Below are 26,250 nucleotides of genomic sequence, written 5' to 3'. Positions count from 1 at the left end.
CAGAGCTCGAACTCGCGGTTTGAGAACGATCCCCGGCACGCAGGAGCCCCTCATCGCACGTAAAGCGACGACGCGCCCGAGCTCAGGCCTCGCAAGAGCATGCCCAGGTGTCAGCAGTCCGTGCAGAGGGCCTTCCCGTTGGTGACCGCCCTCGTGTCGGTGCAGCACGTCGTGTCCTCGGGTGCGGCATGAGACGAGCCGGCCGCCCGTCGCGGGAGGATCCTCAAACTCGACTCCCCCAATCAGTGGTGTGGGGGAAATCGCGTGCCGTTCTCAACCACCTTCCTCTCTCTATCTGACGTGTTCCGAACCGGTAGCGTTCACGCAGCAGAGCGGTCCTGAGGGGTCAAGTGAGTTCCGCGACGAGATTCGTAATGTGACGAAGCAATGGGACCGCGATCGACTGCTCCTCGACCGAGAGGGATGTCCAGGCCACCGAAAGTCGGTCGGCGACCAAGCCACGCTTCGCAGCCAAGAGCCGCTCTCCGCGTTCGGTGAGGGTGAGCACGCGCCGGCGTCGATCATCCTCGGCCGGGATGCGGCGCAGGAGACCGGCAGCTTCTAGCGTGGCCGCCTGTTGGGTCACCGTCGGTTGACTCAGCAGCGTGTACGCCGAGATGGCGCCGACACCCTCGCGACCGCACGCCTGCACGGCGTCGAGCAGGACCAGTTGCGGCACAGTGACGTCGTCAAAGAGCGGCTGCAAACGTCCCCTCGTTCTGCGAGCAACCGCGAGCAACGCCAGCACCGCATCGGCGAATTGCCCCCCGTCACCGGTCGCCGCCTGGTTCCGTCCGTTTCCAGCACCGACCCCTTTATTACCAACAGCCATGCGTACTCCCGTAAGTCAATGGCCCATGACAAAACCGGCGCCGGAGGCAGATCGGCCGCTTCGTCCGGCCGCCACGCTACCGGCCCGCAGCCGGCGGGCAGCTGCATTGCCGAAGGAACGGCCGGGCCGCATGTCTACCTGCCCATTGGGCAATGTTGCTCGATGGGCAGAGCTGGGCATACTGAGGCAATGGATCGTGGTTTGCGAGACCTCAAGCGTGAGGCGACAAGACAGGCGCTGGCTCAAGCGGCTTTCGAGTTGGCCCGCGAGCGAGGGCTGTTCGGGTTCGTGACAACGGACGTGGTGGAGCGGGCGGGATACTCGCGGCGAACGTTCGCGAACCACTTTTCCTGCAAGGAGGAAGCAGTCGCTTCGGTCGCGTTCGGTGGTGTCGACGACGCCAGCGCGATCCTCGCCGGCCTACCTGCGGACCTGCCCCTGCTCGATGCTCTGTTGGCGGTGATGCGGGATCAGTTCGCCGCGGACACGCTGGTCAGGATGCGCGAACTGATGGCGATGGCGCGGCATTACCCGACCCTGGAACCCTACGTCCTGGGCGTTCAGCAACGCATGCGCCACACCGCACAGGAACTCTTGGGATCCGTGGCCGGGGACCGGTACCCCGCCATCTACGTACCGCTGCTGTTTGGCGCCGTGTACGGCGCCGTGATGGCCGCCCTAGAGGGAACCCTCGACGTGCACCTGGACGGCGAGAACGACCTCAGCCCCGTGTCGATGGACTACGACTCGTTCCTCGACCTCACCTTCGACTACCTACGCCACGGCCTCTAGCCAGCGACTCCACGCCCTCTAGGAGAACCAGACCGATGTCAACCTTCCTGTACCGGCTCGGAAGAACCGCGTTCGGCAAACCGTGGCTGTTCGTCGCCGGCTGGGTCGCAGTCCTCGCGGTGGTCGTTGGTGGCATGGCAATCAACGGGGTAAGCGTCAGCTCCGAGATGAAGATCGAGGGCACCGAGGCCCAGACCGTGCTCGACCGCGTGGCCGATGAGCTCCCCGAGGCCTCGGGAGGCCAGGCCAGCGTGGTCTTCACCGTGCCGGACGGCGAGCGCCTCGACACTCCGGAGCGACTCGCGGTCATCAGCGGCACCGTCAGCGACGTCTATGACCTCGAGAAGGTCGTCAACCCCCTCGACGCCGCGCTGGGTGCCGCCGAGCAGGGAGGACCGGGCACCCCCCAGGAGAATGCACCGGGCGATCCCCCAGCCGGGTCGGACCAAGAACCGGCACAGGAGCAGGGGCCTCCGTACCAGCCGCTGCTGGTGGACGGGGAACCGGTGCCCGGCGTGCTGGTGTCCTCGGACGGGCAGGTCGCGCTGTTCCAGTTTCAATTCACGGTCGCCGCAACCTCACTGACAGATGACGACGTCACCTCGGTGGTCGAGGTGGTGGAACGCGCCGAGCAGGGAACGGGGATGACCGTTCTACCGAGCGACTCGCTCAAGGCCCTCGAGATCCCCATCGGCATCGGCGAGGTGATCGGTCTCGCCGTCGCCGCCCTCGTGCTGGTGCTCACCCTGGGTTCCCTTGTCGCCGCCGGCCTGCCCCTGATCACCGCACTGGTCGGCGTCGGCATCGGCGTGGGCGGCGCATACGCGCTCTCGAACGTCGTCGAGATGAACTCCGCCACTCCCGTCCTCGGCCTCATGGTCGGGCTCGCCGTCGGCATCGACTACGCACTGTTCGTCGTCAACCGGCAGCGACGACTGATCCTCGACCAGGGACTCACCGCTCAGGAGGCAGCCGGCAGAGCAGTCGGCACCGCGGGCAGTGCCGTGTTCTTCGCCGGCCTGACCGTCCTCATCGCGCTCACCGCGCTCACCGTCATCGGCATCGCAGTGCTGTCCACGATGGCACTGGTCGCCGCGTCCACGGTGGCCCTGGCCGTCCTCATCGCCCTGAGCCTTCTGCCGGCGCTGCTCGGTCTGGTCGGGGAGCGGATCTGCTCCGACAAAGCCCGAGCCCGACGCCGCACCAAGGTCGAGGCCGAGTCGCACGGCGTCGCTGACCATTGGGTCAAGGGTGTGATCAGGTTCAGGTGGCCTGTCATCGCCGGTGTGGTCGCGATCCTGGGCGTGATGGCGATCCCCGCAGCCAGCATGCACCTGGGGATCCCTTCCGGCGCGACCGCCAACCAGGACACAGCCGCCCGCCAGAGCTACGAGGCAGTGTCCCAAGGCTTCGGCGAGGGATTCAACGGCCCCCTCCTGGTCACCGCCGAGCCCGTCGGCACCTCAGGCCGCGTCACGCCCGAGCTGACCGCGAAACTAATCGGCGAGTTCCAGGACCGAGGCGACATTGTGCTGGCCGCCCCCGTTGGCGTCAACGAGGCTGGCGACCTGGCTGTGTTCAGCATCATCCCCGCCTCCGGACCCGATGACGAGGCCACCAGCGACCTCGTCAAATCGCTACGCGAGCCCGGCAACGCCATCGCCCAGCGCAACCAGGTGCAGTTGGGCGTGACCGGGTTCACCGCCATCCGCATCGACATGTCCGACAAGATCGCCGGCGTTCTTCCCCTCTATCTCGGCATCATCATCATCCTTTCCATCCTGATCCTGATGCTGGTCTTCCGCTCGGTCGTGGTCCCAATCAAGGCCACAGCGGGCTTCCTGCTCAGCATCCTGGCCACCTTCGGTGCCACCACTGCCGTCTTCCAGTGGGGCTGGCTCAGCGGCCTCTTCGGGTTCGACACCGGCGGCCCGCTGATGAGCTTCATGCCGATCATCGTGACCGGCATCCTCTACGGACTCGCCATGGATTACGAGGTCTTCCTGGTCTCCTCGATGCGCGAGGCGCACATCCACGGCCAAGCAGCCCGCCAGAGCGTCGTCCACGGGTTCGACCAGGCCAGCCGGGTCGTGGTCGCAGCCGCCATCATCATGGTCGCAGTGTTCTCCGGCTTCATCTTCAGCCACGACATCATGATCAAGCAGATCGGCTTCGCCCTCGCCGCCGGCATCCTCATCGACGCCTTCCTCGTCCGGCTGACCCTCGTCCCGGCGCTCATGGCCGCCTTCGACGAGCGAGCATGGTGGCTGCCCCGCTGGCTCGACCACCTACTGCCGGACCTCGACATCGAGGGCGACAAGCTCTTGGCCATGCTCAACCAGCAGGCCGAACCCACCGACCGAGAAGACAACGACATCCGCAGCCGATGAGAAGGCTGACGCACCCAGAGCCGATCGCTCCTGACACACTTTGGAGCCATCACCAGACCGACCCGGGCACGGTCAAGCGCGGTAGACCATCAACGTCCTGGCCCCTCGGCTACCCAAGATCCCGGCGGCCATCAAACCAGCAATCCAGCATTCCCTCCATCTCTCCGCGCAGGATCGCGATGAACGTCGACGTCTCGGCTAATCAGAAGGCCGCTACGGCCGTGCCCACCGAGCCGTCGCGGCCTCGCGTGCCAGCTCGCCATGCTGGATCTGGTCGAGGCCACGGCCGCTACGCGGGCTCGACCGGGGCGGCCTCCACTGCGGCCCCCATGCGTGAGAACCGGGATCCAGGCAGCGACGATCATGTTGCCGACATCGCCCTCACGGACGCGGTAGGGGTCGCCCTGCCCTGGGTTCGCGCTCCTCGACCATCATCCGCGTCGCGGCGAATGGGCGCAACCGCCCCCGGGATGGCGGCCGGGCTGCCCCGTCGCCCTCTGCGATCGCGCGGCGGCGTAGCGACAGGGGGTCGTCGGTGAGCAACAGCCGAACACCTGACCAACACCCGTGATGCCTCGGGCCTGTTCACCTCACGCGGCTGCGCTCAGTGACGCGGAACAGGTCTCGCTATCGTCCTGCCGCGGTTCGACATCATCTGCTCACGATGACCCAACGACGCCCCCGGGTGCGGCCCATGGACGGACGGCCGCCACCTTGAGCCTGCCTGGAGGGCCGCAGCCTCCTCGCTGCTCACCGACCTCGCCCGCGCGGTGCGAGATCCGCCCCCGTGCGGGTCTTGCACCGCGCGGGGCTACGTCTGCCGCACCCGGGACGATCGGTCCCCAAACGACCGGGTTGCCGATTCTCTGGCGGCGATCGTTCGCCTCGCACGCAGCCATCGACGGCCGGCTTTAAGAGGCGTCAGAAATGACCGGCAAACCCCAGACCCTGGAGGGCTCCGAAGCATCGGCGCCTTCTCAATGCCGACGCCACACCTGGCGGCTCCAAGTCCGCACCCGGCCAGGACGGGTCTCGTTGACGTGTACTGGATCGCGTTCGCTCAGGTATGCCTCAAGGTCGGCAAGCCCGCGGGCGAGGTCTCGGCGCAGCCGTCGTTCAGCAAGGAAACGCAGGCGGGGCGGGGGGTGTTCGCGAACCCACTCGCCATAGACGAGCCGACCCACGTACCAGCATCCGCCGTAGGCAACGAGGCCCGCCACGAGCGTCCACCACACGACTGCCAGCACATCACACAGCGCCGTCGCCAGATGTTGCCAAGCCAACCCGTTCAGGTTCCAGTATCTCACTTCGCCCACCTCCAGTCGGGCGGCCGAACCCGGGATCACAATCACCCGGTACGTAGCGGTGGCGTTCAGCCTACGCCGAGATACATAGGAGGAAAAGGGTTCCGTCGTGCGGGGCCACCCAGCGCCCCTCCTCGGCGCCGCCAGTGGCGGGCTGCCGGCCGGCGACGGCGTTCGATCCGACCGATCACGGTTGGCTCATACCACCCATGGTCCCAGCGGCGACTCATCTCAGCAGAGCACATCGAGCAGGGACTGATACCCGGGCGATGGCATGTTCGTGCGGATGCAATGAGAGGCCCGAAGATGCGGAATGCCGACGTGGGGCCTCACCCGGGACAGATTGCCTAGTCTGATCCGAAGCGCTCATCGAGCCTGCCGTTGAAGCTTTTCAGCAGGTCCGCGAAGGCCGTCCGGTCGGAGTCTGTCCAACTCGAAAGGAGGTCGGCGAGGAGCTGACGTCGTCTGGCGAGCAGGCTGTTGATGACCTCGACACCTTGATCGGTCAGGCCGTAGATGGCCACGCGGCCGTCTCCGTCGAACGATGCACGCTCAACCAGTCCCTCCCGTTGCAGGATCCGGACCTGGCGAGTGATGGTGGACGCGTCGAGGTGAAACTGGTCGGCCAAGGCACTCGGACGTTGGGGGCCGACCTCGTGCAGCCGCGCGAGCACCGAGTACCCAGCACGGTCGATGGAGAGCGCGGGCCCTCCGCCCAGCTGGACCTTCTGGGCACGCCGAACCACCAGCGTGAGTTCCCGTTCGATGTCATCAACCGCGTCGCGGCTTCCGGGCCGTGCAGCCTTGCCTCCATCCTGACCCGCGACCGTGTTGCTGCTCACTGACCCGGGACGATTCGCGCGTCGAGGAGATGCCGGCACCTGCCCACTGTAGATCCGTACGGGGGATGTGAGTCGGCGCAAGCCGGCAGGTGGAAGAAGAGGCTCTCCCAGTCAGCAAGCCCCGTCGGGTGCTTGCAGGGCTCTCGAAGACGGCGTAACGTCAAAGTCCTTGGCAAAGCCAAGCATCAGGGCTTGACTTGAAGGTCGTCGACCGAGGTGACGACAGTGGACCCGGACATCCCTCAGCGGCTATCACGCCAGTTGTTGGACGAATGCTGCGACGCGGCGCACTGGCTGGCGTGGAACGCCTTGACCGGCTTGGTCGCCATGGGTCTCTCGACAAGCGGACACGTGCTGACGCCCGAGGAGTGGGCCCTTGCGGTGGGCCCCGCCCCGCGGCGGGGCGATAAGCGGCTAGCTCGAGAAGCCAAGGAAGGCATCCGGCAGATCGAGTCGTTCCTCGGCAACGCCGACCCCGTGACTCCGCCGACGATGGTCCGACCACCGCAATCGCGGCCCCCCGCAGCGCGACGCGATCGGCGACGCCGCGAGTCGAGTCGACGACGGGCTCCCCACTGACCGCCGCCGGACCGCTTGGACGGGTGACGTGGGCCGCCTCTCCCAACCCTCTACGACGATGTGAACAGCCAAGACAGGAAGTGGTCGATGAAGCAGGCACGCCCCCCGAGGTCGCAGTCGCAGAACGGTCGAAGCGAAACTCCTTCCGCGTCTCCTGGGGTAATCGGAACCCAACCCGAGATGCCGCACCTGACCCACCGGCAGATTGTCACGGTGCTCGTCGGATTGATGCTGGGAATGCTCGTCGCCGCGTTGTCGCAGACGATCGTGGCGACAGCTCTACCGACGATCGTCGGTGAGCTGGGCGGGCAGGACCAACTGGCCTGGGTGGTCTCGGCGACACTGCTGACCGCGACCGCGTCCACACCCATCTGGGGAAAGCTCTCTGACCTCTACGGCCGCAAGATCATGTTCCAAGCGGCCATCGCGATCTTCCTCGTCTCCTCCCTCGCAGCAGGTTTCTCGCAAAACATGGCCCAGCTCGTTTCGTTCCGAGCGGTGATGGGTATCGGTGTCGGCGGCTTGATGGCCTTGTCCCAGGCCATCATCGGTGACGTCGTCAGTCCGCGGGAGCGCGGGCGGTACCAGGGCTACATCGGTTCGGTGTTCGGGCTCGCCACGGTGGCGGGGCCGCTGTTGGGTGGCTTCCTGGTCGAGCACCTGTCGTGGCGTTGGTGCTTCTGGGTCGGGATCCCGATCGGGATCGTCGCGCTCGTGGTGACCGAACGGGTTCTCCAGCTCCCGTTCCCGCGCCGCCGCCATGCCATCGACTGGCTCGGCGCTTTCTTGATCGTGGCCGGGGTATCCGCCCTGCTGCTCGTCCTGTCGCTTGGCGGCAAGGAGTTCGCCTGGAACTCCGCATGGACCTATGGCTTGACCGCCGCAGCGATCGTCCTCCTCGCCCTTGCTGTGGTCCAGGAACGCCGAGCTGCCGAGCCGATCATGCCGCCACGCCTGTTCGCCAACCACACCTTCGTGATCACGAGCCTGGCCGGCTTCGTCATCGGGGTGGCCATGTTCGGCGCCATCATCTTCCTGCCGCAGTACCTCCAGATCGTCAAGGGCGAATCGCCGACCGCCTCCGGTCTGCAGACACTCCCCCTCATGGTGGGACTGCTGCTCACCTCGATCGGATCCGGTCGGATCATCACCCGCACCGGTCGCTACAAGATTTTCCCCGTCGCCGGGATGTTCATCGCCGCCATCGGGCTGGCATTGATGAGCACGCTGGACGTGGACACGTCGCTGTGGGTCGCCGGGATCTACATGTTCGTGACCGGCTTCGGGATCGGCATGACGATGCAGGTGCTGGTACTCGCCACCCAGAACGCCGTACCCCACGACGACCTGGGAGTGGCGACCTCAGGCGCGACATTCTTCCGTTCCCTGGGCGGCGCGATGGGTGTCGCCATGTTCGGCGCCCTGCTTACGCACCGCCTCCGCGACACCATCCCGGCCCACCTCGCCTCAGCCGGCATCACACCCGACCAGATGCCGCAGGGATCACCCACCCAGGCCACCCCCCAACAGATCGATCAACTACCTGACGCCATCCACGCCGCGGTCACCGGTGGTTTCGCGGAAGCGCTCCAGACGACCTTCCTCGCCGCCGTGCCCTTCGCCCTCGCCGGATTCGTGATCCTCCTCTTTTTGCACGAGACACCACTGCGACACAGCCGCGGGACCGCCCGCGAGGACGACAGCCGCGGAGCCGGGAGTCTCGTGGCCGATACCTCTACCCACGGCGAGTGATCCCGCTACCCACAGCGCAGCCCGGTCAGGTCGGTCACCCTCGAAGCGCCTCTGAGGCGCCCCGGAGGCGTTCGGTCAACGTGAACTCGAGCTCAGGGAGGGCCGACGCCGCTTTCGCGGCGTCGCGAACCCGTTCATGCGCTGACCTCTCGCGAGCGGTAGCCGCTTTCGCCACGGAAGTCCAAGCGTTCGCGGTGGCGCTGGCCGAACGCGCAAGGGCGGCAGTCGCCTCATCCCCGGTCATCTGCGCGATCTCGGAGGCACCCTGCTCCAGGAGCCGACGGAAGAGACCACCGGCGGTTCCTGCCTTCTCGATGAACGCGCCGAGGCTGAACAACATGAGTTCCAGCTGCTCGTCGTCGTGTTGCATCCAGCCCGCGATGTCCTCGGCGAAAGCAGTCGCTGCCGCAACCCCGGCACTGTGGACCTCCTCCTGGGTGCCGCGGAGCCCTCCAGCAGCGTCACCCGGCGCGGGGTGTAGGTCGTCGAAGATGCCGGCAGCGGTGGCCGGCTCGTTCATGGACCGGGCTGACTGAGCGAACGCGCCAGCGGCGGCGGATGCCAGATCCGGAAGCTCAGTGGGCCACGTGATGTCGTACATGGTGTGTCGGGTGGGCTGCGGGAACGAGGTCGAGGAACGGGCCCGGGCGAGGGCGTCGTAGTGAACCTGTTGGATGTCTTCGCGATCGTTGTCGACCACAAGAGCTACCTGGGCGTCGTCGTCGTACCCGATGACCACGATGTCGTGGCGACTCATCGAGAGCTTCACTCGCAGGTAGGCAGTTCAGCGATGTCGGCCCACACCATCACCGGTCGGCCTTGGTCGACCTCCGAGCGCACCCAGGACCACCCCTCGGTGGGGTCGTCGGTGGCCCGCTGCTGGGCGGTCCCGCCGAGCCGGCGAGGTAGGTCCAGTTCGAGTTCACCGCCGCGGCCAACCAGGTATAAGGGGGGGAACAGGTTGGGCGAGCGTACGTAGGACAGACCGAGCGCGCCGCCGAGGGTGAAGACCAGGCCTTCGATGGGAGGGCCGTCCCATCCGAGTCCGGCCCATTCCAGGAGGTCTCGTAGGGCGCCGGAACCGCAGTGTCCACCCGTCCGATGCGGATACGGCGACACCTGGACGGACGCACGGCTGGTCGTCATCTGGTCTTCCTCGGGCGTCGAGATCTGCGTAGGGCGGGGGGTGCCCGTCGGTCGTCGGGCCGTGCGTTCACGGCTGCGGCCACGGGACGGTTCCCGGGTCTCCGGCCTCGGCTGCGGTATCGGTGATCGCGCTTGTGGAGGTGTTCTCCTGGGTTCGTGCGTACGCGGTCGCGAAGTGGCCGACGTCGACGAGCACGAACACGGCGGTCGAGGTGAGCACAATCTGCCCCTCCGGGTCGGCGATGCTCGCTTCGACCTCGAGCCGGCGCTCCTTGCGGCCGGTGAGGTGGGCCTCCAACCGGTACGGGACGTCGAGGAGCACTGGACGCAAGTATTCGATCTCAAGGCGTCGAGTGACCGCGGGGCCGCCCACCAGGTACTGGAGAAAACCGTAGAGGTCGTCGACGACCGTCGCCAAGGCCCCACCATGAGCGATACCCGGTGCGCCTTCGTGCCGATGGTCGAAGGTGTGTTCAGCGACCACGCCCTGCCCGGCACGTCGCACCTCGAGACGGTGGCCATGCGGATTGTCCTCGCCGCAGCCCAGGCAGTTGGCGTGGTGCGAAGGAAGACGAGTTCCGTCCTCTCGAGGACGGAACTTCTCAGCGAACGTCGCGATCAGCTCATCAAGACGACTCACTGCGCCCTGCCGCCCTCGCGGAAACCGACCGCACCAATGGTCTCGACGGCGTCGATCGTGTCGATCCAACGCTCCAGGACAAGCCGTTGCGCATCAGAAGGGTGAGGGACCAGCATCCCGCTCACGCCCCGGCCTCGCAGGAGATCCAGAGTGAGTTCAACCAGTAGCGGGTCCGTCGTGATCCATGCGCGACAGACGTCGCGAAGATCGGCGCGCACGCGTTCCTCGGCCGGCACCAGGTGCTTGCGAAGGTCGTCGTTGGTTCGCGCCGCGGCCCACAGTTCCAACGTCGCTCCGTACAGCGGCCCGGACATCGCCTCCGCCAGGAGCTCGAGGGCCGCCAGCGCCGCCGCCCTGCTGGATTGAGCCGAGGCATCCGCCCTGTCTCCCATGCGCTTCGCAAGGCTGTCGTCAACATGCGTCAGGCGCTGCTGGGCCAGGTGCTCGACAGCCGCGACGACCATCTGGTCTCGCGTGCCGAAGTGGTGGAGCTGCGCGCCTCGCGACAAGCCGGCTCGCTCAGCTACCGCCGGCCCAGTGGTCCCCGCGTACCCCAGCTCCGCCAGGCACGCCACGGTGGTGTCCAGCAACAGCAGGCGGGTTGTCGCCGCCCGAACCTGTCGGGTCTGTTCGCCAGCAGTCACATCCGGCAGGATACATCCATGCATGTATCCAAGTTCGCGTCGCCGGACCCGATCCAGTGAGTGAGCCCGACGGCACCGCCGGGCCACGCACGGAGCCGGACGAACCCGAGCTCGCGTCGCCTCATCACGTCCGTACGGAAACGTGCCCCGCGTGCCAGACCCCCTTTCCCCCACCTAGGGTGCAGACGCTTCAGCAGATGGGCCAGGAGCCCGTTCAGCGGCTCCGGTACGAGTGCAGCGCATGCGGACACGCAATCTCGGAACTTGACCGCTGATCTTGGACTCGCCGAGCCAAGCAGCTGCCGCGGAACTCTCCTCTCAACCGGCGCAGGAGCTCGCCCAGGCCGCCCAGGTCGCCCAGGCCGTCACGGCCGCTCGTCCGATTCGTGGCCACCGCGCGGGCGAGGCGTGGCGAGGCCGTCGAGGATGAGTTCGCCGACCGCGGCGGAGAAGCGCGCTGCGTCGGCGGACGGATCGGCGGACGGCCCCTCGACCGCTGCACTGAGGCCGGCGACGGTGATGGCGCCGAAGACGCTCAGGGCCACGGCGCCCGGATCGGCGACCTGGCGCAGCGACCCGTCGGCGACGCCGTCGGCCAGCAGCTTCTCGATCGGCTCGTAGAACGCGCTGCGCAACGCCACCGCCAGGTCAGGCAGCCGGGTGGCCCGACCGAGGTCGCCCACCAGCGCCCGGCACAGGAACGGGTGCGCGAGCATCACGCCCAACTGCGCGGCGACTGCCGCCTCGAGACGGGTCCGCGCGTCCTCAGCGCTCGACACCGCAACACCGACGGCCCCAGCGATCATCTCCAGCAGGTCGGTGAGGAGGAACTCCAGGACGGCGTTCTTGCCATCGAGGTGGTAGTAGATCGTGGCCTTGGGAATGCCCGTGGCCTCGGCGATGTCCTCGATCTTGGTGCCATCCAGACCGCGCTCCGCGATCAACTCGGCCGCGCCGTACAGCTGACTGGCCAGCTTCGCCGGCAGCTTCCTCATTGCCCACCTCTGCTCCCTGTCCGCCCGGACCGTTCGGTTCTCGGGGGTCGACGCCGTCCACATCGTATGTTGTACTGCGAGTACAAACCAAAGATCTAGACGATTGGTGCAGAGGATGCGGCGTGGCGCTCGGCCGGAGATCAGGGGGCCGCTGAGGTCTGCCCTCCGTGTCGGGCACCGCTTCCCAGCGATCGTGGTTCTCGGCTGGGTGCTGGCGGCCGCGGCGCTCTCGCTCCTGGTGACTCCGCTAGGGACCGTGGTCGAACGCAGCAGCACCGCGTTCCTGCCCGAGGACTCCCCGACGCTGCACGGGCTGCGGGTGATGGACACCGCCTTTGGGTCCGGCGACACCCAGTCCTACGTGTTTGTCGTCATCACCGACGACGACGGGCTGGGTGCCGCTGACCGTCGTGTCTACGCCGACCTCGTTCACGCCCTCGAGGAGGAGCCGGGGCGGGTCTCGGAGGTCCAGGACTACCTCGGCCAACCCCAGGCGCAGCGGTCGATGACCAGCAAGGACGGCGAAGCGACCTACCTGGTCGTCGGGCTGCGCTCCGCGGTCGGGTCACCGGCCTCCGATGAGGACGTGAAGTGGCTTCGCTCGGTCGTCGACGAGCTCGACGTCCCACCCGGAACCGACGTCCACGTGACCGGCGACCCAGCGATGATCACAGACCTGACCACGGCGGTGAACGACGCCTCGTTGAAGATCACCGCCGTCTCCCTCCTCCTGCTGGTCGGGATCCTGTGGCTGGTCTACCGCCGGTTCGCGACCGTGCTCGTGTCGCTGGTGACCATCGGCGTGGCCTTGTTGTGCACCCGCGGCGCCCTTGCCTGGGCAGGGGAGCATGGGCTGGCGCTGTCCACCTACACCGATGCGTTCGTCGTGGCTATCACGTTGGGCGCCGGGACCGACTACTGCGTGTTCCTCATCTCCCGATTCCGCGAGGAGTACGGCAACGGCCTCGAACCCTCCGAAGCGGTCGCCGAGTCGGTCTCCCGGGTCGGCCCAGCACTGCTCGCCTCGGCGGCCACCGTCATCCTCGGCGCCACCTGCCTGGGCTTCACCGATCTCGCCATCTTCGCCACCACCGGCCCCCCGATGGCGATCTGCGTCGCAGTCACCGTCGCGGTCAGCCTCACCTTCACCCCCGCACTGATGCGCTGGCTCGGCCCGCGAATCGGACCCGCCCCGGCAACCCGGGCGGACTCCCGTTGGGCCCGCACCGGACGCCTCGTCGCCCGCCGCCCCGCCCAGATCCTGATCGCCGGGGTGACGGTGCTGATTCTGCTGGCGTTGGTGCTGCCCACGATGCAGCTCTCCTTCGACGAACGTGCAGCCCAACCCGCCGACACCCCCAGCAACCTGGGACTTGCTGCGATGGCCGAGCACTTCCCGCCGAACCAGACGCTGCCGGACTACGTGCTCATCGGTTCCGACCACGACATGGCCAACACCCGAGACCTTGCCGTCCTGAACTCGGTCAGCGCCGCGGTAGCCAAGGTCGACGGCGCCGACCAGGTCCGCAGCATCACCCAGCCGACCGGCACATCGCTAAAGCCCGCCTCGATCGCCAACCAGCTCGGCAAGCTCGCCCAAGGACTGCGCAAGGCCGACCGCAAGCTCGAGGCCGGAGAGCCCGGGCTGGAACGACTCGCGTCGGGGGCCGGAGACCTCGGCGGCGCCCTCGACCAGGTCTCCTCCGGCGCCGGCAAGGCCCAAGACGGCGCCGGGAAGCTCAGCGACGGCACCCGCCGCATCGCCGACGGCCTCGGCCAGGCCGCCGACCGCACGAACCAGGCCGCCAGCGGTGCCCGCAGGCTCCGCGACGGTGCCGCCGCGCTGGCCGCCGGACTCAGCACCGCCCACGACCAGGTCACCCAAGCGGTCGAGGGCCTCGGCACGATCGTCGAGGCCCTTGAGGGCGACCCGCTCTGTACGGCCGACCCGACCTGCAGACGTTCCCGCGAAGGGCTGCGCACGATCTACACCGGACAGCGGGACCAGCTCCTGCCAGGCCTCGCCAAAGCGGCCGCCGGCGCCGAGCGTCTTGCTGCCGGCGACGGACGCCTCGCGACCGGGCTCGACCAGCTCGCCGCCGGACTTCGCCAGGCACAGTCCGGCAGCAACCGGATCGCCCGCGGGCAGGCCCTGTTGAGCGAGAAGCTCGGCGAACTCGAAGGAGGCACCGAGCGGCTCGCGACCGGGGCCGCCGGTATCGCACCGGGCATCGAGCAGCTCCTGACGCAGACCGAGAAGTTGAGCAACGGGCTCGAGGACTCCGGCGACTACCTCCGCGCCGTCAACCAACGTGCCGACACTCCCGAGGCCGGCGGTTTCTACCTACCCGCCTCCGCGCTCGAGAAGCCCGATTTCGCTCTTGCCCGCAACCTGTTCCTCTCCGAGGACGGAAAACTGGCCCGAATCCAGGTGACCGGCGACACCGACCCCCTCACCCCCGCCGGCCAGGAGCGCTACAACGAGATCCAGGACGCCGCCGAGCAGGCCATGAACAACACCCGCCTCGATGGCTCCACCGTCCTCGCCACCGGCGCCGCCGGCCTGGGCGCCGACCTCGCCCACTACCTTGCCGAGGATGCCGTCCTGGTAGTCGCGGCCGTCCTGCTCATGGTGCTGCTGATCCTCATCCTCACCCTGCGCGCTCTGGTCGCACCGCTCTACCTGCTCGCCTCCGTGGTGCTGTCGTGTGCGGCCGCCCTGGGGTTGACCACGCTGGTGTTCCAGCACCTGATCGGCCAGGACATCCACTTCACGGTCCCGGTCATCGTGTTCGTCCTGCTCGTCGCCGTGGGCGCGGACTACAACATCCTGCTGATGAGCCGGATGCGCGAGAGCGGGCTCGCTCTGGACCGCGATGAGGTCGCCCGAGCGGTCACCGCCACCGGACCCGTCATCACCGCCGCCGGCCTGATCTTCGCCTCCACCTTCGTCGCCCTGCTGTTCTCCCCCGTCGAGGCTCTGGCCCAGACCGGGTTCGCTGTCGCCGCAGGACTCCTGCTCGACACGTTCGTCGTTCGCACCCTCGTCGTCCCCGCCTGCGCAGCACTGCTCGAGGACCGCAGCTGGTGGCCACACCGGAACCCGGCCGCGGCATCCGCGCCGCAGCCAGGCACGACTGCCGGTGCTCGCGCATGACCCGACACCCGAAGGGGCTCCCGCCATGGACCACCAGCAGCTGACCTACAGTCCGTTTGACCCAACGGTGATCGCGGATCCCTACCCCGTGTACCGCGAGCTTCGCGACAACGCCCCCGCGTACTGGTCGCCACAGGCAAGCTCTTGGGTGCTCAGCCGCCACCAGGACGTCTGGGGAGCCCTGGCCGACCCGACGACTTACTCCTCGGCGTCCGGCATCTTCCCCACCCCACCCGGCGTGGACATGACCGAACTGTTCCTGCCCATGCTCATCATGAGCGACCCTCCCCGGCACACCCAGCTGCGCCGCCTCGTCAGCAAGGCCTTCACCCCACGCCGCATCGCCGGGCTCGAGGCGCACATCGAGACCCTCGTCGATGGCCTCCTCGACGAGGCCCCGGAGGCCGGCGCCTGGGACTTCGTCTCCGGGTTCGCCGGCCCGCTGCCGGCCATCGTCATCGCCGACATGCTCGGCGTGCCGAGTGAAGACCGCGACCGCTTCCGAACCTGGTCCACCACCCTCATCCAGTCCAACCCCACCCGAGGCGAGTTCGGCGCAGGGCTGGACGCCGCGTCCGCGCTCTACGAATACTTCTCCGCGTTCCTCGCCGAACGACGGGCGCACCCCCAAGACGACCTGATGACCGCACTCGTCCACGCCGAGGTGGACGGTGAACATCTCAGTGAGGACGAGCTCCTTGGCTTCTGCCTGCTGCTACTCGTCGCCGGGCACGAGACGACCACGAACCTGCTCTCCAACAGCGCCGTCGTCCTCGCCCAACACCCCGATAGCCGACGACAGCTGGCCGACAACCCCAAGCTCGTCCCGGCAGCAGTCGAGGAGTTGCTCCGCTACGACTCCCCGGTCCAAGGCCTGGCACGCACCTTGACGCGACAGGTGGACCTGCACGGGCAGGCCATGGAACCCGGCGACACCGTGCTGTTGCTCTTCGGCTCGGCCAACCGAGACGACCAAGCGTTCCCCGAAGCGGACCACTTCGACATCCACCGTGACCCGGAACGCCAGGTCGCGTTCGGACGCGGCATCCACTTCTGCCTCGGCGCATCCCTGGCCCGCCTCGAAGCACGCATCGCGCTGGAAACACTCCTAGCCCGCCGCCGTGACTGGGACGTCGACCTCGACTCAGCGGTGCGACTCCGCTCCGGGCCGATCCGCGGGTACTCCTCGCTGCCCCTGCGATAGGACACGCGCACACCGCATCCTCAGGAAGGGGACACCCATGAAGGATGATCCAAAGCCGAGCCGCGCTGGCGTCCTCCATGCGGTGATCGAGGAGATCCTCGCCCGCAATGACGGGCAGATTCCCACCGACATCGTCGGCATCGACACCCTCTTCGATGGCATCGAAGACCTCGCGAACGCTCTTCTGCTCCGATGGCACACACGCCTGGTGGCATCGCTGGAACGAGGGCTCGCCGACGAACCCGAGGACCGCGAGGACTCCGTCATCGAGGCATGGCAGCACGCCAACTGGATCTACCGGGGCGTCCGGAAGGTCATCGACGACCTCGCGGACCACCCGCCCAACGCGGAAGTTGCACACGCCGTCCGCGCAACCGCACGCAACGACTGGGCCGCCATGGCCCTCGCGGCCGGGCTGGCCAGTGCTTTCGATGAACCAGCTGTCCGAGTCGGACACCGTCTCGAACTCGAAGCGCGGCGCCGCCTGAGGCTTGCAACACACCCGGAGGCCCGCAAACGACGATCCTGGAAGCCCGTTGCCTGGATGGGATAGTGCAGGCGGGTTCACCAGATGTAGCGACCTGCCGTGCGCTATCGAGGAGTCAAGCTTGTCGAGGGTCTCGACGTCCGCACGCCTCCCGCCCAGACCCAGGTGCTCTCGATGCAGCGTCTGACTAGTCCCTTCGCGCGCCGCCCACGGGACGCCGTGGACAGCGGCGAGCCGGACCAGCTCCGCCGGGCACTCTGGCGCGGTCCTCAGGCCAGCGTTCGTTACAAGCGTGGTACAAATTGTCGAACATCCTCGACGTTTGCGCAGGTCAGCATGGGTCAGTCAGTCAGTACTACGACCTGTGATCACTTCTCGGCGTAGTGCTCGAACTTGTCGTCAGAGGTAGAGACAGTCGGCTTAGTCCAGATGCTCGCTGTGGATCCTGGCCCGGTAGCCCGAAACTGTTGATGTTCCCCCGGTTCTCCGGACTCGGTGAAGAGGCGTTCCAGACTCGATGACACCGATGGTGACGATGCATCGTGCCCAAGCCGTACCGCGCCAGGGACGCCCCGCGCTGTGGTCGTGCTGTCACCAAATGATGCAGTCCCTTCCTCCCCTGAGACCATTTGCTCGTCCTATCCGATGGGAGCGAGATTGATCGAGACGTGCTTGCGATGGGTGTAGCTGTCGAGCATTCCTTCGAGTGAGAACTCGCGCCCGATGCCGCTCCGCCTAAACCCTCCGTAGGACTGGCCAAGTACTTGACCGCCGCCTTGATTCACCTGAACCCATCCGCTCTCGACCGCATGTGCCGCTCGCAAGGCAGCTCCGAGGTTAGAGGTCCAAATAAACGCGCTCAGCCCATAGTGGGACCGGTTGGCGAGTTCCAAGACCTCCTCCTCATCGGTCCACGGGATGGCACACACGACGGGCCCGAAGATCTCCTCGCGAGCCAGGCGCCACGCAGGATCGACCTGCGACAGCACTGTGGGCGTGACGTAGTAGCCGTTCGCTAGTGGCCCGTCGGAGGGCGGGAGTCCACCGAGCAGCACGGTCGAGTTCGATTCGATGCCCTCCGAGATGTAGCCGCAGACTTTGTCGAACTGCTTCCTATTGACGATGGCGCCGATGTCGGAGGCTTCGTCCAATGGGTCACCGACCCTGAGTTCGCGTAGCGCGCCAACGAATCGATCGAGGTAGGAATCGAAGATTGAGGAGTGCACGAATAGACGCGACCCTGCAGTACACGACTGGCCTTGGCGAGCGAACCGCATTGCCATGATGGCGCCACGTGCTACTTCGTCGTTGTCCGCGTCCGGAAAGACTATCTGTGGGTTCTTCCCTCCGAGCTCCAGCGAGACTGGAACGATTCTTTCCGCGGCCGTCGCCATGACGTGACTGCCGATCGCAGTCGAGCCCGTGAAGGTCAACTTATCGACGTCGGCATGGCGAATGAGCGCTTCGCCTGCTTCGTCGCCATACCCTGGGATGACGTTGAGGACGCCCGCCGGCAGGACTTGGTTGGCAACCTCGGCCAGCCGGAGCACCGCCAGCGGAGCATCTTCGGCAACCTTGAGGACGATGGTGTTTCCCATTGCCAAAGCCGGAGCGATCTTCATGGCGCTGAGCTGTAAGGGCGCATTCCAGGGAACGATCGCACCGACGACGCCGAAAGGCTCACGACGGGAGTAGTCGAGGACTGTGCTTCCCAGCGGAATGGTCTCTCCCTTGGCCTCGCTTGCAATCCCCCCGAAGTACCGGAATACGTCGACGGAGAACGCGACCTCTCCGCGAGACTGTGTCCGAATCGCGTTGCCGTTCTCGGTGGAGATTGTTCGAGCAAGTTCTTCGGCCAACGGTTCCAGGGCGTCAGCGATTCGTGCGAGCAGTCGCCCCCGTTGCCGTGGCGGTGTATCACGCCAGGCCGGGAACGACTGGCGCGCCGCGACCACTGCACGATCAATGTCGACGGAGCGTGCGCGCGGAACGGATCCGATCGTGGTCATCGTGCTGGGGCTCTCGACGGGGATGCGTTCCTCGCCCAGCGCGTCCACCCAGTTGCCTCCGATGAGCATCTGCATGTCCATCGAGATCGCGTCTGTCGGCGCGGTGATGCCGAGGCTCATCGGGTGACTACAGTCGCAGTAGACGCGCCGGCTTCATTGATCTCGCGGATCACGGCAGTGACATCAAGTGCCGGCTCATGTACGGCGACCTTCTCGTAGAACGTCACAGTCTTGCCCGTCAGAGGCAGAGGCTGGCCAACGTTCGAGGCTGCGGAGGTAGCCAGTCGAAGATCCTTGCTCATTAGCCGCGAGGAGAAGCGTGGGGCGAAGCCTTCGTCGGCTGCTGATCCTCCTTCGACAACATCGGGCCAGGGGCAGGAGTTGCGGATGGCCCAACAGTCTCCTGAGGAGCTCGTGACTACCTCGAACAGCATCTTCGGTGCGACACCGAGTTTGTCGGCGAGAGAGAAGGCTTCTGCAACCGCGACGAGCGACGAGGCGTAGATCATCTGATTGCACATCTTGACGGCTTGTCCGGTCGACGGTCCGCCGACTCGAACGACCTTCTTGCCCATGGCCTCGAAGAGCGGCCAGGCTCGCCTCACGTGTGCTTCGTCCCCACCCACCATAAAGGTGAGGGTCCCTGCCGCAGCGCCTCCGACCCCGCCGGAGACCGGAGCGTCGAGGAAGGCGATGCCCGCCGAGGCCGCGCTCTCGTGTACCGCCAAACAGTTGGCGACGTCGATCGAGGATGAGTCGATGACGAGCGCCCCCGGTGCGAGGTAGTTCAAGACGCCAGATTCGGCGCCAGCGCCCAGCAGCACCTGGCGAAGGATGTCGCCATTGGGGAGCATCGTGATCACAACGTCTGCGCCGGTGACGGCGTCCACAACGTCCGCGGCGACTGGGATGCCTGTCTCGGCCGAACGCTGGTTCGTACGAGAGTCGGCGTCGAACCCAACCACGTCGAACCCGGCGGCGATCAGGTTCTTCGCCATCGAGTTGCCCATGTTGCCGAGTCCAATGAATGCGATGCGCTCCATGTCGAGGCCATCTCCCGTAGTCAGTGTTGGAGTAAGGAATTTGGACGCAACACTCGGCGTAGCAAGGTCCAAGGACAAGGGCCAACTGCGTGCACCTCCTGTGCAGAAACGAACAGGTTGACCCAGCATCTGAGGCTGTGGTCGCCTTGCGCCGCACAGACAGGGAGGCGGTTATATGACGACGTTGCAAGGCATCACCGTCCTAGAGGTCGGCGGGTTTCTCGCTGCCCCGTGGGCCACGATGCACCTGGCTGACTTGGGAGCCAGAGTCATCAAGGTCGAGATGGCCGGTCAAGGCGACTCTGTCCGCCAGACGGCCCCAATCGTCAACGGCGAGAGCGCGGCTTTCGCCACCATCAATCGCAACAAAGAATCCGTCGTCCTCGATTTGAAGTCCCCCGACGGGATGTCCGCATTCTTGGAGCTGGTCCGGAACACTGATGTTCTGGTCGAGAACCTACGACCAGGAGCGATGTCCAAACTGGGATTGGGGTACTCAGACCTCGCACCCCGCGCACCATCGTTGATCTATGCCTCGGCGTCCGGGTGGGGACAAGACGGCCCTGACGCCGGACTGCCTGGGTTGGACATCATGGCCCAAGCCCGCAGCGGTCTCATGAGCCTCACTGGGTCGATGGGTGGGCCCGCCGTCAAGGTCGGCGTCCCGGTCTGCGACCTCGTATGTGCACTGTATGTCGCGCTGGCTGTCACAGCCGCGCTCCACGAGCGTCAGCGGTCCGGACTGGGCCAATTTATCGACGTCTCGCTGCTCGAGTCAGCGGTCTCTCTGGCCGTTTGGGAGGCCCCCCGATACTTTGTCAACGGCGAAGTTGGCGCGCCTCTAGGGACCGCACACCAAAGCCTCGCCCCATATCAGGCGTTTGGAACCAGCGACGGCAAAGTCACTCTTGGCGCGGTCACGACCAAGACGTGGTCGGCACTGTGCGAGGTGCTTGGCCTGCCCGAACTAGAACGAGACCCGAGGTTCGTCGACGGCGGGACACGATTCCGCCATCGTGCAGAACTGGCCGAAGTTCTCGAGGGGGCGACCCGGGCCTTCTCCACCTCAGAGCTTCTCGACAAGCTCATCCGTGCACAGGTGCCATGCGCAAGGATCGCTGACATCGAACAGGCCCTCACAGATCCGCACCTAGCGGAACGCGAGTTCTTTTGGGATTCCTCACATCCGACCATCGGGACCGTGCGACAGACGAGGTCGCCGATGCGGTTTTCGAGGACGCCGACAGTCGCAGGTCAGGCTGGGCCGCTTCTGGGCCAGCACACCCAGCAAGTCCTAGCGGAGTTCGGCGCGGGGGAGGCGTGATGAGCGAACCCAACATTCAAGTCCACCGGCTCCATGACGTGCTCTACGTCACATTCGACCGGCCAGAAAAGCTGAACGCCATGACCTGGGAGATGTACGCCCGACTCGAGTCTGCCTGCCGAGAGGCAGAGGCCGACGACGTACGCGCAATGGTTCTGCAATCCTCGTCACCGCGCGCGTTCATCGCTGGAACGGACATCACCCAGTTCCAATCGTTCGACTCGGGTCGAGACGGCGTCGACTACGAGCGAAAAATTGACGGAGTCATCGACGCAATCCTGAGCGTTCCGGTGCCAACCATTGCCGCAGTCGACGGCTACTGCGTCGGTGGAGGCTTCCTGATCTCCGCCGCATGTGACCTACGCATTGCAACCACGTCGGCACAGTTCGGTGCGCCGATGGCACGCACCCTTGGCAACTGTCTTTCTCAACATTCCTACCGGCTCATCGTTGAGCTCCTGGGACGAAGCACAGCGTTCGACCTCCTCCTGCGAGCACGGCTCATGACTGCTGCCGAGGCTCACCAGCGTGGCTTCGTCGCAGAGCTATGTGCCGCCGGTCAAATCAGTGTCGTGGTAGAGAGCGAAGCTGAACGACTCAAGAATCATTCGCCGCTCAGCATGCGGGCAGCGAAGACCTCGCTGAACCGCCTTCTCTTTGAACCCGACCGTAGTAACGACGACGTCCTGGAACAGGTATACGGAAGCCACGACTTTCGCGAAGCCGTGGAACGCTTCGGAGCGAGACAGGACCCGAAGTGGAGTGGCCGATGACCGACGGGGACAACTCGGACCTTCGGCCCAGGCCTGGACCGTTGCGAGGAACCACCGTCATCGACATGACGCGTGCCCTTGCCGGTCCCCACGCTGCAATGCTCCTAGGTGATCTCGGTGCCCATGTGATCAAAGTGGAGTCGGCAGCGGGCGACGAGTCCAGATCTTGGGGACCCCCGTTCATCGGCGATGGCGACGACGACCGGGTCTCCACCTACTTCCTCGCGGCCAACCGCAACAAGCAGTCCTTCCAACTGGACCTCAAGTCAGGCGACGACATATCTCTCCTGATCCGCCTTGTTCGTCACGCGGACGTACTGATGGAGAACTTTCGCCCCGGCGTACTAGAGCGTCTGGGCCTGCCGCCAGAGCGTTTGCTTGACATCAACCCGAAGCTCGTCGTTCTCTCCATCACCGGATTGGGACATGACGGACCAGAAGGCGCCCGCCCCGGCTACGACCAAATTGCACAAGGCGAGGCCGGCCTGATGTCGATAACGGGTCCGCCGGGGGAGCCGACGCGGGTCGGAGTTCCCATCGCGGACCTGCTGGCCGGAATCTACGGCGCTTACGGCACGCTGGCCGCGATCCTCCGGGCTCGCGAGACTGGCGAGGGTGCCATTGTCAGAACGTCTCTTCTGGCCGCGATCTGCGGGGTGCACAGTTTCCAGGCGACGCGGTTTCTCGTGGGTGGTGAGAACCCCGTCTCGTCCGGAAATCACCACCCATCGATCGCACCGTACGGAACATTCACGGCATCTGACGGGATCATCCAAATCGCGGCCGCCAACGATCGACTGTGGAGCGCGCTCGCGCATGAGCTGCGAATCGACCCAACGGCTACGGAATTCGCTACCAACCAGGCGCGAGTCGCCCACAGGGCAGAACTGATCGAGTCCATCGAGACCCGGTTGACCAGCAACACGTCAGATCACTGGATCGATGTCATCACGGCCGCCGGTGTGCCATGTGGTCGAGTGCGGTCAATTGAAGACGTTTACGAATGGCCCCAGGCCCTCAGCCAAGGCCTTGTCATACAAGTCGAACACGAGACTGCAGGTCGGCTCAACCTTCCAGGCTCGCCAGTGCGAATCGAGAATCGCGATGGGGCAGACCTGATGCCGAGCTGGCATCTGCCCCCACCGGGCCTGGGTGAGCACAACCGAGCGGTCCGAGACTGGCTCGACCAACGAGACTCGATTGATAACCAGAAGCATTGAGCCGTCGCTGTATCAGCGAACCAGGCGACGACACGGCGAATGGCCGGCGTCGGGTAGTCCGGCTTCGTGAGTAGTCCAATGCACTCCCCAAGGAAGTCATCACCGCTATGACCCCAAACCTCCTCAGCCTGAAGAATCAGGCCCGAACTGTCCTCACCGACCCAAGTGCGATGCTCGGATACGAACGCGACCAGTGCCTGATCGCGGAAAACGGCAAGGCACTTGCTGTCGTCCTCGCCGACACGGTGGAGGAAGTGGTCAATGTCGTCCGCTGGTGCAGCGATCACGCGGTACCACTGGTCCCAAGAGGCGCTGGAACCGGGCTCGCCGGAGCCGCCAACGCCATCGACGGCGGCGTGGTTCTTAGCGTTGCGCGGCTCGACACCATCCTCGCGATCGACCCGATTGCACGAACGGCGCGAGTCCAGCCAGGGGTCATCAACGGCAACCTCGACCGCGCGGCCCGAGGGCACGGTCTGTGGTACGCCCCAGACCCAGGCAGCAGAGAGATCTCCTCGATCGGGGGCAATCTCGCCACTAACGCCGGCGGCATGTGCTGCTCAAAGTATGGCGTCACCGCGGACCACGCCTTGCGCCTGAAGACCGTCATCGGCACGGGAGAGGTCGTCGAGACTGGCTCGCTGACCCGAAAGAACGTCGTAGGGCTCGACCTTCGACGTCTCATCATCGGATCCGAAGGAACACTAGGAGTCATCGTCGAAGCAACGGTTCGGCTGCGTCCACGACCCGCGCTTGTGGCGACGGTAGCCGCATCCTTCCAATCTCCCGAATCGGCGATAGCCACGGTCCTCGAGTCCCAACAGACCGGCCTGGAGGCGCTGGCTATGGAGATCATGGACCGACCCACAATCGCCGCGGTCAACGCCCTGACGCGCATGGATCTCGACGAAGCAGCAGGCGCGCTCTTGATCGCTCAGTTTGACGGCTCTGAGGCGACCGCCGCCGCACTCTCGTTCAAGGAGATGTCGACCGCCAATGGCGCGGAGACGTTCCGAACCGAGGATGAGGACGAGGGCGCGGCGATCATGGCGGCTCGTCGTGCCGCGCTCCCTGCCCTCGAACGGTTCGGAGCCACCATCCTCGACGACGTCGCGGTCCAGCCGCACCTGCTACCCGCGTTGCTCGACAAGATCGACCGAATTCGTGACGAGTCGGGCGTCATGATCGGCACCTTTGGACACGCGGGCGACGGCAATCTGCATCCAACACTTGTATTCGATGGTTCGTCAGCGGAGCAGCGAGCCAGAGCCGAAACTGCGTTCGGACAGATCGTCGATGCCGCCCTCGGGCTGGGCGGCACCGCCTCCGGTGAGCATGGGGTCGGCAGCCTCAAACTGCCATGGCTGGAGCGTCAGCTCGGAAGTGCTGAACGGGACCTTCACCTTCGGATCAAGCAAGCGTTCGACCCGGCCGGCATCCTGAACCCCGGCCGCAGCTATTAGGGCGTCGCCTGCGACTAGTTCCGTCGCACGACCGCCCTCGCGAAGGTGAACTCGAGCGGCGCCGCAGTACAGCCGTTCCACGCTTTGGGTGGCGGGACAGCACCCATGCTCTGACAGCAGCGCCTGGGCGCAATGCCTCGCCCACATCCTGAGCCGTTCCGGTCAACGAAATGCGCCCGATAAGGCATGGATCATCCTGCGTCATGATCGGGGATAGGGCGGGCCTTACCCCCGGTTCTTGGACACGGGGTTGGATTACGCAGCTGACGGGAGCCTAGCTGCGATGGTGCCGGTCTCGAAGGCGACCGGGGACTGGTAGCGGCACCAGGAGTGCCGGCGGCGGTTGTTGTAGCGGATGAGCCACCGGAACACCTGGCGGCGGCAGGTGGTCTCGTCAGGCCACACGTTGGCGTCTTGGAGGACCTCGCGTTTCAGGGTCGCGTTGAACGACTCCGCGAGTGCATTGTCGGCGCTCGTGCCGACGGCACCCATCGACTGGGTGACGCCCAGGTCGGCGCAGAGCTTGGCGTAGTCCTTCGATGTGTAGACCGACCCGTGGTCGCTGTGAAACACAGCGCCGGCGAGGCTGCCGCGGGTGAGCTGGGCGGCCTTGAGGGCGTCCTGGACGAGCTCGACGCGCATATGGTCCGCGACCGCCCAGCCCGCGACTCGGCGGCTGTAGCAGTCGATCACGGTGGCCAGGTACAGGTTCGTGCCGTCCGCGATCGGTAGGTACGTGATGTCGCCGACGTACTTGAGGTTGGCCGCGTCGGCGGTGAAGTCCCGCTTGAGCAGGTCGGACACCTTCTGCTGCGACGGCTCGGGGATCGTGGTCCGGACCCGTCGTTTGCGTTGGTAGCCGCGGATGTCGTGCTCACGCATCACCCGGGCGACCCGCTTGTGGTTGACCCGTTCGCTCGGCGCGACGCCGTCGTTGAGCTCGGCGGTCGCCCGTGGTGCTCCGATGGTGTTGTCCTCGGTGTGGATCGTCCGGATCTTCTCGGCGAGCTCGGCGTCGGCCTCGGCCCGCGCCTCCCGGCCTGGCGCGGCAGCCTGCCAGGCGTAGAACGACGAGCGTCCGATCTCGACGAGCTCACACATCCGCTTCACCTCGAAGGCGTGCTGGTGGTCGGCGACGAACTGGAAGCGGGTCACCAGCGCGTCTCCCCAGCGAAATACTTGGCTGCCGACCGGAGAATTTCACGCTCGGTGGTGAGCTTCTGCTCGCTGACCTCCAGTTCGAGGACCCTGGCCTCGAGTCGGGCGATCCGCTGCTCAGGGGTTTCTTCGGCCGCCACCTTCGAGGCGCGCCGTGCAGGCTGGTCGGTCTTGAGGGGGCTGGAGGTCAACGTGCCGTCAGCAGCGGTCTTCTTGCCGGTCCCGAACTGCTCGAGCCAGTGGCGCAGAGTGCCACGCTCGACCCCCAGGTCATCGGCGATGCCACGCACCGTCGCCCCCGGAGTGGACTCGTACAAGTCGACGGCCTGCCGACGGAACTCATCGGAGTAGTTCTTGCGGGCCATGGTGAGGATCATCTCGCTTCCCCAGCGAATGCTGGATTCAGCGTGTCCAAGAACCGGGGTCAGGGCCCGGCCATGCCTTCTGATGGCATCGGACAGGCATCCACGGCTGAGATGAACTTGATCTTGGCTAG

Annotated in this window: 21 protein-coding genes; 10 read left to right on the top strand and 11 right to left on the bottom strand. The window is 66.0% G+C overall.

Going from position 1 to position 26,250, the window contains the following annotated elements; all coding sequences use genetic code 11:
• Positions 1–346: 346 nt before the first annotated feature.
• On the bottom strand, positions 347–832 hold the full coding sequence (locus tag NOCA_RS12460) for a MarR family winged helix-turn-helix transcriptional regulator (RefSeq protein WP_083768147.1): 486 nt from the start codon (positions 830–832) through the stop codon (positions 347–349).
• A gap of 189 nt (positions 833–1,021) precedes the next feature.
• Here NOCA_RS12460 and NOCA_RS12455 point away from each other — a divergent pair, with 189 nt between their 5' ends.
• Positions 1,022–1,624: a TetR/AcrR family transcriptional regulator gene (locus tag NOCA_RS12455; protein WP_011755625.1), complete on the top strand. Its 603-nt coding sequence runs from the start codon at positions 1,022–1,024 to the stop codon at positions 1,622–1,624.
• 35 nt (positions 1,625–1,659) lie between these two features.
• Positions 1,660–4,014: an MMPL family transporter gene (locus NOCA_RS12450; protein ID WP_011755624.1), complete on the top strand. Its 2,355-nt coding sequence runs from the start codon at positions 1,660–1,662 to the stop codon at positions 4,012–4,014.
• A 977-nt stretch (positions 4,015–4,991) separates the two neighbouring features.
• Here NOCA_RS12450 and NOCA_RS27090 read toward each other — a convergent pair.
• On the bottom strand, positions 4,992–5,321 hold the full coding sequence (locus NOCA_RS27090) for a hypothetical protein (protein WP_140404101.1): 330 nt from the start codon (positions 5,319–5,321) through the stop codon (positions 4,992–4,994).
• 344 nt (positions 5,322–5,665) lie between these two features.
• Positions 5,666–6,160: a MarR family winged helix-turn-helix transcriptional regulator gene (locus tag NOCA_RS12445; RefSeq protein WP_158305667.1), complete on the bottom strand. Its 495-nt coding sequence runs from the start codon at positions 6,158–6,160 to the stop codon at positions 5,666–5,668.
• Positions 6,161–6,919: 759 nt separating this feature from the next.
• Here NOCA_RS12445 and NOCA_RS12435 point away from each other — a divergent pair.
• Positions 6,920–8,491: an MDR family MFS transporter gene (locus NOCA_RS12435; protein WP_197687769.1), complete on the top strand. Its 1,572-nt coding sequence runs from the start codon at positions 6,920–6,922 to the stop codon at positions 8,489–8,491.
• A gap of 34 nt (positions 8,492–8,525) precedes the next feature.
• Here the strand turns inward: NOCA_RS12435 and NOCA_RS12430 are convergent, their stop codons facing one another.
• The 5 genes from NOCA_RS12430 to NOCA_RS12415 form a co-directional block, all read right to left on the bottom strand.
• The gene (locus NOCA_RS12430; RefSeq protein ID WP_011755620.1) at positions 8,526–9,260 is read right to left on the bottom strand and encodes a DUF4872 domain-containing protein; all 735 of its coding nucleotides are present in this window, start codon (positions 9,258–9,260) and stop codon (positions 8,526–8,528) included.
• Positions 9,257–9,637: a BtrH N-terminal domain-containing protein gene (locus tag NOCA_RS28275; RefSeq protein ID WP_011755619.1), complete on the bottom strand. Its 381-nt coding sequence runs from the start codon at positions 9,635–9,637 to the stop codon at positions 9,257–9,259. Before NOCA_RS28275 ends, NOCA_RS12430 begins: the two co-directional genes overlap by 4 nt.
• A gap of 67 nt (positions 9,638–9,704) precedes the next feature.
• Positions 9,705–10,277: a PaaI family thioesterase gene (locus NOCA_RS12425; protein WP_011755618.1), complete on the bottom strand. Its 573-nt coding sequence runs from the start codon at positions 10,275–10,277 to the stop codon at positions 9,705–9,707.
• Positions 10,274–10,921, bottom strand: a complete 648-nt coding sequence (locus NOCA_RS12420; RefSeq protein ID WP_041546508.1) for a helix-turn-helix domain-containing protein — start codon at positions 10,919–10,921, stop codon at positions 10,274–10,276. The genes NOCA_RS12425 and NOCA_RS12420 overlap by 4 nt, the downstream gene beginning before the upstream one ends.
• A 365-nt stretch (positions 10,922–11,286) precedes the next feature.
• Positions 11,287–11,865: a TetR/AcrR family transcriptional regulator gene (locus tag NOCA_RS12415; protein WP_238383467.1), complete on the bottom strand. Its 579-nt coding sequence runs from the start codon at positions 11,863–11,865 to the stop codon at positions 11,287–11,289.
• A gap of 244 nt (positions 11,866–12,109) precedes the next feature.
• On the opposite strand from NOCA_RS12415, the gene NOCA_RS12410 reads away from it, so the two are divergent.
• From NOCA_RS12410 to NOCA_RS12400, 3 genes are read left to right on the top strand one after another with little or no spacing between them, the layout of a single operon-like run.
• Complete coding sequence (locus NOCA_RS12410) at positions 12,110–15,073, top strand: MMPL family transporter (RefSeq protein WP_238383466.1); 2,964 nt, start codon at positions 12,110–12,112, stop codon at positions 15,071–15,073.
• A gap of 25 nt (positions 15,074–15,098) precedes the next feature.
• The gene (locus NOCA_RS12405; protein WP_011755615.1) at positions 15,099–16,277 is read left to right on the top strand and encodes a cytochrome P450; all 1,179 of its coding nucleotides are present in this window, start codon (positions 15,099–15,101) and stop codon (positions 16,275–16,277) included.
• 37 nt (positions 16,278–16,314) lie between these two features.
• Entirely contained in the window at positions 16,315–16,830 is a 516-nt protein-coding gene (locus NOCA_RS12400; protein WP_011755614.1) for a hypothetical protein, read from the top strand.
• Positions 16,831–17,402: 572 nt separating this feature from the next.
• Here the strand turns inward: NOCA_RS12400 and NOCA_RS12395 are convergent.
• Positions 17,403–18,893: an aldehyde dehydrogenase family protein gene (locus tag NOCA_RS12395; protein ID WP_011755613.1), complete on the bottom strand. Its 1,491-nt coding sequence runs from the start codon at positions 18,891–18,893 to the stop codon at positions 17,403–17,405.
• Positions 18,890–19,945, bottom strand: a complete 1,056-nt coding sequence (locus NOCA_RS12390) for an NAD(P)-dependent oxidoreductase (RefSeq protein WP_140404102.1) — start codon at positions 19,943–19,945, stop codon at positions 18,890–18,892. The genes NOCA_RS12395 and NOCA_RS12390 overlap by 4 nt, the downstream gene beginning before the upstream one ends.
• A gap of 46 nt (positions 19,946–19,991) precedes the next feature.
• Between NOCA_RS12390 and NOCA_RS12385 the strand changes: the two genes are divergently transcribed.
• From NOCA_RS12385 to NOCA_RS12370, 4 genes are all read left to right on the top strand, one after another.
• The gene (locus NOCA_RS12385; RefSeq protein ID WP_011755611.1) at positions 19,992–21,140 is read left to right on the top strand and encodes a CaiB/BaiF CoA transferase family protein; all 1,149 of its coding nucleotides are present in this window, start codon (positions 19,992–19,994) and stop codon (positions 21,138–21,140) included.
• On the top strand, positions 21,140–21,913 hold the full coding sequence (locus NOCA_RS12380) for an enoyl-CoA hydratase/isomerase family protein (protein WP_011755610.1): 774 nt from the start codon (positions 21,140–21,142) through the stop codon (positions 21,911–21,913). The genes NOCA_RS12385 and NOCA_RS12380 overlap by 1 nt, the downstream gene beginning before the upstream one ends.
• Positions 21,910–23,133: a CaiB/BaiF CoA transferase family protein gene (locus NOCA_RS12375; RefSeq protein ID WP_011755609.1), complete on the top strand. Its 1,224-nt coding sequence runs from the start codon at positions 21,910–21,912 to the stop codon at positions 23,131–23,133. The genes NOCA_RS12380 and NOCA_RS12375 overlap by 4 nt, the downstream gene beginning before the upstream one ends.
• A 107-nt stretch (positions 23,134–23,240) precedes the next feature.
• Positions 23,241–24,596 carry an FAD-binding oxidoreductase gene (locus tag NOCA_RS12370; protein ID WP_011755608.1) on the top strand — a complete coding sequence of 452 codons (1,356 nt, stop codon included), beginning with the start codon at positions 23,241–23,243 and terminating at the stop codon, positions 24,594–24,596.
• 255 nt (positions 24,597–24,851) lie between these two features.
• Here NOCA_RS12370 and NOCA_RS12365 read toward each other — a convergent pair.
• A protein-coding gene (locus NOCA_RS12365) for an IS3 family transposase (RefSeq protein ID WP_086000393.1) occupies positions 24,852–26,119 on the bottom strand; the annotation gives its coding sequence in 2 pieces (ribosomal slippage) (positions 24,852–25,765 and positions 25,765–26,119; 1,269 coding nt in all).
• Between the last annotated feature and the right edge of the window lie 131 nt (positions 26,120–26,250).

Origin of the sequence: Nocardioides sp. JS614 (assembly GCF_000015265.1) — a bacterium.
GTDB lineage: Bacteria > Actinomycetota > Actinomycetes > Propionibacteriales > Nocardioidaceae > Nocardioides.
This window is presented reverse-complemented; position numbering and strand designations above follow the sequence as displayed.